The organism is Bradyrhizobium ivorense (assembly GCF_900696085.1).
Taxonomy (GTDB): domain Bacteria; phylum Pseudomonadota; class Alphaproteobacteria; order Rhizobiales; family Xanthobacteraceae; genus Bradyrhizobium; species Bradyrhizobium ivorense.
This window is the reverse complement of record NZ_CAADFC020000009.1, coordinates 128,156-142,181: the sequence shown is the minus strand read 5'-3', so window position 1 is coordinate 142,181 and position 14,026 is coordinate 128,156. Positions and strand designations below refer to the sequence as shown.

Below are 14,026 nucleotides of genomic sequence, written 5' to 3'. Positions count from 1 at the left end.
AACAGCGGCTCTGACGATGCTATTCATAAATGTCCGAACTGCGGAACAGTTTTTTGCGAAGAATGCGGAAAGTCGCGGCTCGGAGACGTGTGCCCGTACTGTGATGATGGCTTCGCGCCAGAAGTCGGGCAAATAAGATAGAGCGCGATTCTGCAACTGCCCCTTTGATCGAGGTGAAACGCGAATGCGCCATCGTGGCCACGAGGATGGCGACCAGCCTAGGCTTACTTCTCAACGGTGAGGGCCACAGAACTTGGGCGTCGGGAGGCTATTGAGTGCGCCGCGCGCCGTTTGATCAGCAGCTTGACCTCAACATCAAAAGCGCAGCTAGCACCTAGGCGAGCGGCCCTGCCGTGCAGAGAGCACGACAGGGCCGCCGCCAAGGCAGAGCGCCGAGGGCAACGGCACTGCGAAGTCCACTTAGCCTGCAAGAAGTAAATATACACGGAATCGACAGCTCTAAGGTTGATCTTGATAGCGCAGGCGTATCATTGGAGCTTCTCAGAGAAGACTCGGTCCCGTTGAGCCAGATAGATCTACGTACGATCTGTACCGTATTTGCTTGAGCCGATGCTGCAGGATCTGATAGCCATCATACAAGTCGCGTTCGCGCGAGGTATTTCGTGCATATCGAGCATCTTCCCACGTCTCGCGGCCGATCTTTTCGAGCGGATGATGTGAAGATGAAGAAGTACCCGCACCTCACATTCAGTATGACGAGCAAGCCACCGGGCAAGAGCAATTCGAGAAGGCCTTGATATTATCTTTGAAGAGGTCTTGAGGAGGCGACGTCATTCAACACCAACCGATTCCACTCCCATAGGGGAGCATTGGCTTACCCGCGGCTCGATGAGGCACTCAAACGTCGGCTGCGGGAGATTTACCGCACGCCTGATCCGGTGGCATTGCTGGCACAGACGCGGGCGGGACGCTCAAAAATGATCTGGGCAAGCGCGTTGATCAGCGGGCTGGAAAGCTAACGATGGCTGTCGCGCCGGTGCAAAGCTGACTTGGCGAGCTTTGCCCGCGAGCTCGGCGATGGTTGGAAAACAGGGTGAGCAGCGGGGTATTCATCGGCGCCGCTAGGTACGGCGCAAACCTGCGCCACGTCGGCCATCGATGCTCGACCCCTACATTCCCATCATCGAGGAATGGCTCGCCGGCGCTCCGCACTTGTCCGCGGTCGATCTTCTATCCCGCCTGCAAGCGCATGCGCCCGGTCGGTTCGGCCGCCATCAGCGGCGTACGGTGCAGCGATTGGTGAAGAACTGGCAATCAAAGGCCGCTCGACAGCTCATCAGCAGCACAGAGATCAAACTATCGGTCCAACTTCGTCTCTTACTATCTAATCCCGACAGGTTCTTTCGCCGAATCACCGCAAGCCGCTCGCTCCGGCGCTCTGGAGGGCGCGCTTCGCAAGCCGCTCGCTCCGATTCGCGGCACCCGATCCAGAAGACACCAGGGAGCGCTTCGGTAACATTCTCATCTGAGGCAATATGAGGGAGCACTCTGGGCTATCGCAAGCATCGGTGATTACGAGGAGGCGCAACATCTATCTCCGCGAAATGGAATCTAAAACGCGAACGGCACCTCTTCCAGGATGCCGTGGCTAGTTACGCGGCGATCAGGGATTGAAGTGTGCAACAAATCGATTCTTGCAATCGATCGAGTGCACCATACTGATATCGGCGCCGTGCATGCCAGTGGCGGAAGGCTACGCCTCCCTTGTGGGAGCTGCAGACGCTCGCAGTGCTGTGACCCAACTGTCGAAGAGCGTCGGTACGGGAAATCCGTACGCCACGTTCTGGGAACCGGGGGCGGGACGACCGCCTCCGGTGACCCGGTGCTGGTGGCGAAAGTTCCCCAGCCTACTCACCCGCGGCACTGCGCAGTTTACGACGAAAATCAGTCTAGTCCTATCGGCCTAAATCCGTCTGCCCGTCAGCTTCTGGAAAGCTGAGCGCCACACCATGAAAGCGCGGATGCCTAGACGGCGAGCGATGCCGCCCAGTGAACGCAGTGGACGCGCACCTTTCTGGGTACTCGATGCTCGACCGGAAGCAGGGTGGCACCATTTTGGCGGTAACTCGGAGGCCGGCGCTCAACGCGAGCCTTTGAGATAGTTCTCCGCAGGTCGCAACACGAACGACCTTCGTCGAACGAGGGCTCGAGCGGCTCCGTCATTTGAGAGGATAGACAGGATGGATTTTAACCCAACAGACCCAGCGGACACGAGCCCACGGCCCGACGCACCACCCTCCCCCGATTCAGCGGGCTTTGAGCATCAGCTGAGCGCATTGCAGGCGCTGGCCGAAGCCCCCGATTACGACCAGGATCGGATTTGTCAGGAGATCGCACCCGCGCCATCGCGGGCAGGGCCATCCCGAGCTGCGGAAGCTTCCGATTGCGGCAGCGATTCGATTTGGCAACACCTTGAATCCGAACTGATGCGTGGTGGCCATCGAGACCCGGCCCGTCGCGAGCCGGGCCGTCGTCGTCGGCGGGCGCTGGGCGGCCAGAACTCGGAAATTTCGTCCGGCAAAACGGACGTCGCGCCAAGGAGTACTTGCGCGACTATGACGCGTGACTTTGAGCCGCGACTCTCTGACTTCTGAATGCAGCCAACCATCCGGTCAAATGCGGCCGGTTTCCGCTCGAACAAGAAAGCCGACAATGTTTGAAACACTAAGCCGTAAACCCAACGATCCCCTGCTTGCGCTGATTGGGCTCTTTGACGCAGATCCCCGACCAGACAAGATCGACCTTGGGGTCGGCGTCTATCGCGACGAGGCGGGTCATTCGCCGATCTTTCGTGCCGTAAAGGCTGCGGAGCACCTGATTTACGAGACCCAGAACACTAAGTCGTACGTGGCGCCGGAGGGTGATCAAACATTCCTTGATCTGCTGTGGTCGTTGGTTGGCGGGCATACGGCAACCATCCACGCCTCTGGTGTGCAGACACCCGGTGGCTCGGGTGCTTTGCGGCTCGCCGCCGATCTGATTCGCGGGACCGGAACGGGTAAGATCTGGCTAGGTCAACCGAGTTGGCCGAATCATGCAGGAATTTTCTCGGGTGCCGGTCTTCCGGTCGAGACTTATCCATTCTTTGATGTTGCCTCGCAGACCATTCTAGTTGACAGCATGATAAATGCACTAGAACGGGCCGAGCCCGGCGACGCAGTTTTACTCCATGCTTGTTGTCACAACCCGAGCGGCGCTGTGCTGACGGCGGACGACTGGTGTCGGATCACCGCGATGATCGCTGCGCGCGGACTTACGCCGCTGATTGATCTTGCCTATCAGGGTTTCGGTGCCGGGCTCGACGAAGACGTCGCCGCGCTTCGTTCGATAATTTCTGCCGTTCCAGAGGCGCTTATCGCGGTGTCCTGCTCGAAATCATTTGGACTATATCGCGAGCGTACGGGCGCGGTGTTTGCGGTCGCGTCTTTGCAATCAGCTTCAGAGACTGCTCGGTCCAATCTTGTTGCTATCGCCCGCGCCAGCTACTCAATGCCGCCCGATCACGGCGCCGCAATCGTGAAGACCATCCTCTGCTCCCCCGAACTATGCCGGGACTGGAGTGAAGAGTTGGAATCGATGCGTCATCGCCTCCTCGCGTTGCGAAAATCTTTCGCCGACGCATTGGCAGGAAGATGGTCGAATGCCGTCGCCATCGGCTCGCAAGAGGGCATGTTTTCCATTCTGCCCCTCTCTCAGACCGAGGTGCTGAAACTAAGGGAAAAGCACGGCATCTACATTCCGACATCAGGCCGCATCAACGTCGCCGGCTTGAAGCGCAACGATGTGGCGCGTGTCGCAAGCGCGATCAAGGGGGCTGTGAGTTCCGCACTGGGAGATGGACCTTGATAGAGGCCTCAGACCGCCGTCAAAGGTTCGATTCCCTACTGGCCCGCCCGCCAGATCATCCCTCCAGGCGTATCCACGAACTCCTGCCTTGGAACTGGCGCCCTCAGAGCATCGCTCACGCCGCCTAATCGCAATCGGCGATCCGCCCAAAGCGACCTGACCAGGGCCGTCGCCGGATGCGTACGCCCTGACTTCAATCCGATCGAGAATGCCTTCGCCAAGCTCAAAGCGCTCTTGCGTCAGGCCGCAAAACGAACCGTCGAAGGCCTCTGGACCGCGATTGGTGGCATCATTGATCGCTTCACAGCAACCGAATGCCGCAACTACTTCATCACCGCAGGATACGCTGCAACATGATCGGCGAATGCTCTAGCTTGCGCCGCGGTCTCGTCCACGTTGGCGAGCTTTAGCTCGAGCTGCTCCAGCAATGCGCGTCGCTCGGAGCACTGTCCGAACTGCTCGTGGCGGAGCTTCTTGATCGTGAGTTTGAGCTTCTCGATCAGGAAGGCTCCCTGGGCTTCGGCTTCCGCGGCCAAACAGGCCGCTCGCTCGGGCGAGCCCCCCGGTGTAGTGTCCGGGAGAGCCGCTCCAGCCAGCTCCATTAGCCCAAGCCGGGATGAGCCAGTCGACTCTGGAGGGACCGCCGATTGGCGACGAGGTTGTCAAGGTGCAGCGGCTCGTGCGCTGGCCGCTCTCCTTGGGCCAATCGTCGAACCAGCGCCCGCGTGCCGTCCACCACAAAGACGCCGCAATCATAGCTGTTCCGCTGCTGGGCCATGCTGGGTGACTCCAGGCGAGCGCGCAGCCGTCGTGCGAGCTGCGTTGCCGCCTCGTGGTTGTGTCCCCGGACAGAGTCGTAGTGATAGGCAACCGGCTCTTCACGCGTGTGGCGATCAAGGAGCACCAGCGACCAATGTGTGCCGAGGCGATTAGGATCCATAGCGCCGTTCACTGGCAGGAACAGGAAGTCGGCCGTATCATTACCATTTGGATCGTAGACGATGCGCTGGAACGCGCGGAGCATGTCGGGCTCGGCGCCAAAGCGCAGTTGATAGTGAGCTACCAGGGGGTCCACGAACTGCGTCAGGGCGGCGAGTTCCGGACGGCCCCGCCGCAACTCCTCGGCCAGGAGCTCGTAATCCCTGTGGATATGCTTGTCGCCCAGCCATTGCTTGGCACCGAGCTCTAGTCTACTGCGGCCGTAGGAGGAGGCCTTCGGATCCATAGCCCCAATTTGAACATCGGCGGATGTGCGCGGGAAAGGCGCAGAACGAGCGTCATCACGCAGCTCCTGCAGCGTGGGCGGATTTAGATCAATCACCTGCGGTCTGGGCGCATCCCGACCAACAAATGATACAGAACCAGCGTAGGTGTCTGAGCGAACCCTGGCAGGATCGGCTGGCGCAAAGTGAGCATCGTCGCGCAACTCGGACGGCGCTGGTGCATTCAGATCAACAAATGGCTCAAGACCAGCGTAGGAATTTGAGCGAGCCCTGGCAGGATCGGCTGGCGCAAAGTGAGCATCGTCCCGCAACTCGGAGGGCGTTGGCGCATTCAGATCAGCAAATGGCTCAAGACCAGCGTAGGTGTCTGAGCGAACCCTGGCAGGATCGGCTGGCGCAAAATGAGCATCGTCGCGCAACTCGGACGGCGCTGGCGCATTCAGATCAACAAATGGCTCAAGACCAGCGTAGGAATTTGAGCGAGCCCTGGCAGGATCGGCTGGCGCAAAGTGAGCATCGTCCCGCAACTCGGAGGGCGTTGGCGCATTCAGATCAGCAAATGGCTCAAGACCAGCGTAGGTGTCTGAGCGAACCCTGGCAGGATCGGCTGGCGCAAAATGAGCATCGTCGCGCAACTCGGACGGCGCTGGCGCATTCAGATCAACAAATGGCTCAAGACCAGCGTAGGAATTTGAGCGAGCCCTGGCAGGATCGGCTGGCGCAAAGTGAGCATCGTCCCGCAACTCGGAGGGCGGTGGCGCATTCAGATCAACAAATGGCTCAAGCCTGCCCTTAGCATTTGACGCGGGCCTGGATGGTGATCCTGGTTCTTGCAGCTGTTCACTCAACCAAACCCAAGCTCCAGCGCTTAGGCTGGCCGGCGTTGAGGGAAGATCCTGCGAAGAGCCGGAAAACCGATCGCCCTGCGCGGCCGGCGAGCTCGGCTGCTCAGGGCCTGGCAGCCCCAGCTCTCGGTTCGCCTCGATGAGTTTCAAGTAGCTGCGAAGATGCGACAGATCGGGACCGTGTACTCTGCCTCCAGTCCGTTGGAATGCTACCACGTCATTGTCGAGGGATAACTGCTGCCTGCTGGAGCCGTTTAGTCGCCCAATAATGCTCCCTTTGCCATTCTCTCTAAGCCACGCACTCAGCGCACGAAGACGTGTCGCCCGCTGTTGCGCAGACTGCCTCAGCTTCGCAATCTGGATTTTAAGATCGCTCAGGGCTTGGCTCAGCGCGCCCTCGATGAAGGGCGCATCTTCTGGATGAGGAACGTGGTGACGGGGGGCACCGAGAATGCGGGGTTCGGGTGCTTCGACATCGTCCCCCCCACGTAGCAGCCGCTTGAGAACGTCCACAGCCGATCTAATGCGGTTCTGGGGGTCACGGCCCAAGCTCCTGTACTTCGCTATTTCCTCATCGAGCGATGAACCGTCTCGCAGCCGAGAAGCTACAGGGCCCCTATGACTTGCGTTGACCCAGCGGACAAAAGTCCCAAGCCCGGAAACACTGTTGTTGATGGCCCCTGGGGTGAGCCTGCGCCCTTCGGCGTCTACACGAAACCTCGCCAAGAGCTCCGCGTCTTCGGCCGGAAGCTGCTCGGCGATCAGCTCGTCTGGCGACGACACCGGAGCTTGCCTGTGCGATGGTGACGCCGCCAGTTGATGGGATGGGGTCTGCATCAGCTGCCGCTCAACTGCGTCGCCCTGCGGAGGCGGCGAGAAGCTGGGTCCGTCCATCGTCTGCAAAAGCAGATCCTGCTGGTTCGCGGGCAGAGTCTCCGGCCAGCTGACAGCTCCGTTCGACCCGCTGTGGTGCGCAGTCGCGGTGAGGGTCGGCGTCGTCTCGGCGCGAACCGCGTCTTCGAGATCAGGAAGGGGGCGAATATGACGCACGAGTTCGATCGCTCTAGCACCCGCCGGCGACCTCAGGAGATGAGCCAGTGCGGCTCCGGCTTTTCTGCGGCCATGGGGGTCCGCCTCCTTATACCGAGTGACATCTTCATCCAGCGAGTCGTGGCCAAGCCGAGCAGCAATGCCGGGCTTATCGTTTTCACGGAGGTAATCACTGAAATCGATAAGAAGAGTTGCATAGCTCCTGGCGGTGTTGGCGGTGCTCGGGGGTGCTTCTTCCTTGTACCTTTTAATGAGATCCGCATCCTGGGGATAGGGATTCTGCTCTACCCGGCTTGCAAACGGCGTGATGCCGCCCGGCGATTGGGAGGCTCGAAGATGATCCAGTGGGGTAGCGATGGCCTGCTCCTCCTTCTCGGCGAACTCCTGGGCATCCTTGTCCAGCGACTTGTCGTAAAGCCGGGAAGCAATGCCCAGCTTGTCGTTCTTCACGAGCCAATGCCCCAAGCTGAGAAGACCACGTAGATTGCGACCGACCGTGCTCTCGGAGGCCCCAGCTTTGATGAGTGCGGGCCTCAGCCCCTCAATAAGAGAAGCATCTTCGCAATAAACAGGATCTAGGCTGCTACCTGCGAAAACCAATTTTGCATGGCCGGGCGGTAGCGCCGAGGCATTCAGCATCGTTCCACCGCCTTGACCGTGCGGAGGCGGCGTAGATGGGTGTCCGCTCGCCCGCATGATGGGAATCTGCTCGCCTGGCATGAGGACGTTGCGGTGACGTTCATCCGTCAGCTCGGCGTCCTGGTGGCGCCAGTTCACGAGATGAGGGGACTCTGTAGGATTCAATGCCAGGCCATGCCGCGGTGGCTGAAGGGACGACGATGCACCGGCTTCGTCGACCGTCCCAAAGAATAAATCTCGATCATCCCCCTCAGCGAGTGCCGCTGGCCAACTGAAGGCGGGCTGCGACCCGCCCTGCTTGGCCGCGGCCTCAATGCCCCCTGCCCGGACAGTGATTGACGCGACTCCGCCCGGCGACTGAGAGGCGCGGAGACGATCTAGTGCGGTAAGAACGAGGTGCCTGCGACTTTGATCGAAGATCGCAGCGTCGCTGTTGAGCGATTCGTCGTTAAGCCGAGCAGCCACTCCCGGCTCGTTTTTTGCAAAGAGCCACTGGCTGAATCTGCGAAGAGGACGAACATAATTCGTCTTAGCGGTGATCTCCTCGTACCCAGCCTTAACGAGTGCTTCTTGAAGTCCGGAAATCAAGGGCGCGTCTTCGGGATGAAAAGGCGGACCGTTGAGCTTTCTCGCTCCATTACGCAGATGATCAAGTGCCGCGCCGATACTTTTGTTACCCCCGGCGTCCTTGTAGCGCTTGATCTCTTCATTGAGCGGTTCGTGCTCGTTCCATTTCTCGTCCTGAAGCCGAGCAGCAATGCCAGGCTTGTTGTTTGCACGAAGGTAGTGGCTGAAATCCGTGAGAATGGATGCATAGGTTTTGGCGGTACTCGAAGTTCCGGCCGCCACTGCTTGCTGTCTGTATTCTTTGATGAGAGTTCCGTCCTTGGGATAAGGAGTGAGGTCAGGGCGGCCTGCGATCGGTACGACTCCCCCCGTCAATTGAGAGGTCCGCAGATGAGATAGTGCCCAACGGACGTTCGCCGTCCCACCTTTGGTTATGAACTCCTCGACATCCTTGTCCATCGACTCGTCATGAAGCCGATCAGCAATGCCCGGCTTGTCGTTTGCAAAGAGCCAGCGGCTCAAGCTGAGCAGATAACCGACGTAGCTCGTGGCGGTGCTCTCGGCGGCTCCAAGGAGCGCCTGCTTAAGGCCGGAAATAAAGCGCGCATCCTTAGCATAAAGCGGCTCCTTGCTGCGACCTACCAAGACCCAATTTGACTGAACGGTCTGGAGCGCTGCGGCGTCCAGCACCGCCTCATCCTTTCCGGCATTCGCCTCAGATCGCGATGCCTCCGCTTGATGGGCGCGGACCTGCACGAGCACGGGAGCAGACGGGACAGCGATCTCGCTCAGTTGCTGCTCAAAGGCCGCCGCATCTGTGGACGGAGCCGGTGAGCTCTCTTGCGGGCCTGCGGTGCCCGATTGTTGACGCACCCAGTTGGTGGATTCGAACTTCATTCGTTCTCACTTTCGGACTATAGGCCAATTTGAAGCCTGAGGTCGGTTGTGATTTGCCACGGAATCGACTCGGCAGCATCGAACCCAGCAGAAACTATCGTGAACGCCCCAAAATGCCGCGTCGAAGCACTCCGACCGCGCGCCTCCAGTATTTTTGCAGCGATCGCCAGCTATGATCGCCTCTGGAGACCCTGCTCTATGTGCGATATCTGTCGAGAACCTGACGCGGAGCCGCCGATTTCCTGCAGCGGACACGCAGGCTGCCCCATGGCCGGAACTTCGGTCCGCCGGTTGATCTCGCCGTTGACGCGTTCGAGCGGATTAGTCGAGTGCAGCTTGACCCGGTGTGCGGCCGGGAAGCTCATATAAGCGAGCACGTCGGTCTCGGCCTCATCTAGGAAGCTGGCGAGCTTGGGCAATTTGGGCCGCAGTTGGTCGGCGACCCTTCGCCTTGGGCACGCGCTGCTTCAACGTCGTCCTGGCAAACGCGGCGGCGGAGACGATGCGCCAGCCGCTCTTGCCGGCGTGCGCCAGGGCGTTGCGCATGAAGTGCACGCGGGGGTCGTTGAAGAAGTGGTTCACGGATCCGCTCGATGCAGCAAAGCAACCCGTCGATTCCACGCCGTAACCTGACCGATCTTGGTCCAGCGAAATCCTACGATCCGGGGCCTCCGAACCGGACCAACAGATAGCCGATTCCGCCCAGCACGGCGAAGCATAAGAGGAACCAGAAGAGCCCGCGCAAATACAGTAGGAAGCACCGGCCACCCTGTGTGTAAAGTCCTCACGATGCCTCTTGACGTAGTAGGCAGCCGGGATCGGCATCGCCCCGATGATGCTGCTGATGATGGCTGTCGGGCTTATCGTCAACGCGTATTGCGGCATACAACCACAGCGCGCACAAGAACGTAAGCGGAGTTCTGCTGCTGCTGAAGCAGCATCTCTGGGATTTCGCGATGAGCGATGGCAGCCCCTTTCATCGGCAATCCGTAGGCCGACTATCCGCTTCCCCTCTACCACAGCATATTGCACGGTGGACAACGAGGGTATCCGTCGCTTCGGGCGACGGTGTTGCGTCGGATCGAACCGACGGCAGCGCGCGCACGCCGCCGCCTCCCGCGTTCAAGCCGGCGCACGCTAGCCTCCCCCAGCAGCGTCGCTGCGGTAGCGGCTGGTCGAGGTCTCGTAGTACTGCGCGCGGATGGCCGCCATGGCCTCGATCAACGCTTCCCAGGGCGCGGGAAAGCGTTCTTTCGCCATCACCTGGTCCAGCATGCGCATATGGCCGGCCAGTTCGTGGTTGAGGAACTCCACCACAGGCATAGCCGGATAGCGCTGCAGCAGGAGAATCGCCGCGTTGTCGGCCTCGCCGGCCGACCTGTCCTTGTCGCGTCCATGCAGGTCGTTCTGCAGGCGCCCTATCGCGGAGATGAGCCGCAGGACCTGGCGAAACTCCGGACGCGCGCGCAAGGTCGCCATGTCTAGCCCCCACAGCAACGACAGGCAACAGAGCATGTTCGCGTAGGCGATCGAATCGATGCCGTTGTGCAAGTATTCGGTGTAAGACCAGCGTTCCGCCCCTGCCGCTTGCGCGTGTCCGGCGCGCAGCGCCGCGCAGTAGCACCGGGTATCGTCGAGAAGCTGAGCATAGTCGCGACGATCGTAGGCGAGCGCGGCCAGCGAAGCGCGCAGCACAGCGCAGCCTTCGAATCCGGGGAGCGCGCACGGCACGCCCTGCCCCAGCGCCTGCTCTACCGCGGCGAGCTGCTCCGGCGCGATCAGGCCAAGATCGTTGCAATCGTCGAGCCAGAACAGCAGCGCCAGTTCGCGATAGAATGCCACGATCAGCGTTTCGTCCTGCGGATCGCGGCCGGTGCGGGCGCTGATGTCGCGCAGGCTCAGGTGGATGCTCTGCAGGATGTACTGGCCACCCCTGACCGCTTCCACGGCATGCTCCTCAGCGAACCCGGTCAAGGAACGCCCCCACTCCAGCACCTGCTGCAGCGCGCGTTCGGTCTGGATCATGGCGTCGCTCCTGCTTCCTCGGCCGGGATGCGCCGTCCCCAACGAAGCGCCAGCCACAACCCGGCGAGTTCGGCGACGCGCACAACCCGAGTTGGACAATACAGTTCCTTGCCGATCCACAGTGGCGTCTGCGGCAACGCGTGCGCCGCATGGCGGGCGAGCATCCACTCCAGCGCACGCGCCACTGCCCACGCGATGCGCCGGCGCCCTGTCGGCTCTTCGCTCCCGTTCATCACGTGCAACGCGAACAGCGCATAGGCGGTTTCCTCGAACGTGGACGCGCGACCCGCGCCCCAGCCGCCGTCGTCGCGCTGCGCCAGCAGCAGCGCCGCCAGCGTGCGCTCATCGCGCCACTGGGGCTTGCCTTGCGCCAGCGCAGCGACCGCATGCGCGGTGGGATACAGCCACGAAACGTGCCATTTTTCGTTGTCCCATAGACCGTGCGGGTTCCGATTGGCCTCGACGTGGGCGCTGGTGCCGGCGGCGGGCTTTCCCAACAGTCGCAACGCATGCAGGGCATGGATGTTGGTCGACACCGAGGCATTGCGCTCGCCGGGGAAGGTGACGAACAGCTCGCCGATTTCGAATTGGCGCAACGCATCGATCGCCGGGTCGCGGCCTGCAAGGCGCAGGACGCACAACGCAACGGCGGTGTCGTCCGCATCGGCCGCAAAGTGCAAGGCCGGGCCCAGACCGCGCACGCCCAGGCGGGCGTCGAGCTGCGCGACGATCACGCGCACCGCCTCGGCGAGCGCGGGATGTGCGAACAGCCCGGCCAAATGCAGGGTATACAGCGACCAGCACGGCTCGAACACATTGATCGGCCAGACGTTGGGAACGACACCTTCGATGCCGCTGCGCGTCGCCCGCGATGCCGCCTGCAGATACGCGTCGGCGCGTCCGACCTGCGGTGTGCTCCCCTGAGTCAGGGCGCGCGCACGCCACGCGGCGGTGGCCGCCGGACTGATGCCGATGCTGCCGTCGTCATCCGGCCATGCGGTGGTCGGCGACGTCCCCCAGGCTTCCCAAGAGTGCAGCCACGGATGACCGCTCGGCAGCATCGCCACCGCCCCCAGCTTGGCTAGGCGCGCTTGCCGCAAGGGCAACAGCGCCGGGTGGCGCGGAAACGCTACGCCGCCCAGCAAGGATGCGGCCTCGCCACAAAACTGCGGCAGGATCAGCTCCGCGCCGATCGGCGCGTCTTCCGGCACCGCATGCGCGTAGGGATCGGGTTGGCGCTGGAGGAACCGGGTTGCAGCCTGGACTGCGTCGGCAGCGCCAGGAAGAGGATCGGCACGTTGCAATGCCAGCAACGCCGCCCACGTGGGCGCATGGCGGAACAGCGGGAAGTCCGCGCTTCCCCATCCGCCGTCGGACTGTTGCTGCGCGATGAGCCACGCGCATGCGTCCTGCCGACCGGTGACGTTGCTGCGGAACTGCAGAGCTCGCGCCGTGTCGTAGACGGACGGACCGACGCTGCCGCCATCGCTCATCTCGCGCAGCAGGTGGAGCAATTCGGAAAGAATCTGTTCGGACAGCGCATTCACGCGGGATGTTCCTTCTGCAAACGATTGACGGGAACCAGGATCGGGCAGACGCCGCGCACGTCGCCGCAGGTCCCTCGCGGCCCGGCGCCTGAGCAGCGCCGGACGGCCGCATAGGCTTGCGCGCAGCGCACCACGTGCGCCGCGGCAATGCTGGGCAACCGCTGCGATCCGCGGCGCGGACTCGGGACACAGTGCAGCATGCACCGCTGCCGCCGGCCGATCGCAGCTCCACAGGGGGGACTCCATGCGGACAGGCGCGCTCATGCGGATGGCGCGTGCTTGAGCAGATACGCGTTGGCCCGCTGTAGGATTTGCGCCAACCGTTCCGTACGCGGCCCCAGCGGCGCGATAGCCTCCCGGGCATCGCGCAACAGATCCAGCGCGAACTGGCGTGCTGCCTGCAGTCCCATGATCGACGCGCAGGTCGGCTTCTGCGCCGCCACGTCCTTGCCGGGGGTCTTGCCCAGCGTCGCGGTATCCGCTGTCACGTCGAGAATGTCGTCGATCACCTGCAGCGCCAGGCCGAAACAGGCGCTGTAGTGATCGAGCGCACAGTACAGCGCAGCGTGCGCGGCATCATCCGCGACTGCGCATAGCGCGCCCATGCGAACGGACGCGCGCACTAGCGCTCCGCTCTTCATCCGGTGCATCGCCACGATCCTGTCCAGCTCGACGTGCTTTCCAACCAGCGACAGATCCATGGCCTGCCCGCCTGCGGCACCCTCGGCGGACACCGCCTGCGCCAGTTCGCGCACGAGCGCGATACGGTTGTCGCCCGGCGCATCCAGGCTCGCCAGGGTCAGGAAGGCGTGCGCCTGCAGCGCATCGCCGACCAGGATCGCAGTAGCTTCGCCGAACTTGACGTGCACGGTCGGAAGGCCGCGGCGAAGCACGTCGTCGTCCATCGCGGGCAGATCGTCGTGGACCAGGGTACAGGCGTGCATCATCTCGATGGCGGCGGCGACGTCGTCGAGCATGTGCGCCGGTGTGTCGGCCAGTGCGCCGGCAGCCAGACAGAGCAAGGCGCGGGTGCGCTTCCCGCCATGCAAGGTGGCGTAGCGCATCGCCGCCATCAGCTCGGTCTCACCGTCATGTTCGGCGCGGAGAAGACGCGCCAGCTCCAGTTCGACCCGCTTTGCGCCGTCCTGCATCCAGATCTCGGAGAGCAGCGTGCCGGATGCGCCGCGCGCCTGCGTGCCCGATCCGCCGGGCGCGGAATCATCAGCTCTGTCGTCCTGTGGCGTGGATCCGGTCTGCATGTTGTTCATGTTCTTGTCCTTGACAGGAGACCGCCACCGCGAGCGGCGAGCCGCCAGGGTGTTGTCGGCATCGCACCGAGCGCGCTGCCGAGTGCAGCAATGCCGCG

7 protein-coding genes and 2 pseudogenes are annotated in these 14,026 nt (G+C 62.1%); 3 read left to right on the top strand and 6 right to left on the bottom strand.

Annotated features, from left to right (window positions below):
* Positions 1–1,119: 1,119 nt before the first annotated feature.
* The 3 genes and pseudogenes from CI41S_RS45485 to CI41S_RS13105 all read left to right on the top strand — a co-directional run.
* Positions 1,120–1,500, top strand: coding sequence for a hypothetical protein (locus tag CI41S_RS45485; RefSeq protein ID WP_488226184.1), 381 nt, complete (start codon positions 1,120–1,122; stop codon positions 1,498–1,500).
* 1,173 nt (positions 1,501–2,673) lie between these two features.
* Positions 2,674–3,867 (top strand): amino acid aminotransferase, encoded by a 1,194-nt coding sequence (locus CI41S_RS13110; RefSeq protein ID WP_139859459.1) that lies wholly within the window; start codon positions 2,674–2,676, stop codon positions 3,865–3,867.
* 186 nt (positions 3,868–4,053) lie between these two features.
* Positions 4,054–4,224: pseudogene (locus CI41S_RS13105) on the top strand (IS630 family transposase); the annotation flags it as partial.
* Here CI41S_RS13105 and CI41S_RS13100 read toward each other — a convergent pair.
* The 6 genes and pseudogenes from CI41S_RS13100 to CI41S_RS13075 form a co-directional block, all read right to left on the bottom strand.
* A complete protein-coding gene (locus CI41S_RS13100; protein ID WP_172626705.1) occupies positions 4,191–4,403 on the bottom strand; it encodes an IS66 family transposase in 213 nt (70 codons plus the stop codon). The pseudogene CI41S_RS13105 and the gene CI41S_RS13100 sit on opposite strands and share 34 nt — an antisense overlap.
* 65 nt (positions 4,404–4,468) lie before the next feature.
* On the bottom strand, positions 4,469–9,088 hold the full coding sequence (locus tag CI41S_RS13095) for a Ulp1 family isopeptidase (protein WP_244626502.1): 4,620 nt from the start codon (positions 9,086–9,088) through the stop codon (positions 4,469–4,471).
* A 275-nt stretch (positions 9,089–9,363) separates the two neighbouring features.
* Positions 9,364–9,649: pseudogene (locus tag CI41S_RS13090) on the bottom strand (transposase); the annotation flags it as partial.
* 576 nt (positions 9,650–10,225) lie between these two features.
* On the bottom strand, positions 10,226–11,113 hold the full coding sequence (locus CI41S_RS13085; protein WP_139859455.1) for a terpene synthase family protein: 888 nt from the start codon (positions 11,111–11,113) through the stop codon (positions 10,226–10,228).
* Entirely contained in the window at positions 11,110–12,660 is a 1,551-nt protein-coding gene (locus CI41S_RS13080; protein WP_139859453.1) for a hypothetical protein, read from the bottom strand. Before CI41S_RS13080 ends, CI41S_RS13085 begins: the two co-directional genes overlap by 4 nt.
* A gap of 260 nt (positions 12,661–12,920) precedes the next feature.
* Complete coding sequence (locus tag CI41S_RS13075) at positions 12,921–13,919, bottom strand: polyprenyl synthetase family protein (protein WP_172628042.1); 999 nt, start codon at positions 13,917–13,919, stop codon at positions 12,921–12,923.
* Between the last annotated feature and the right edge of the window lie 107 nt (positions 13,920–14,026).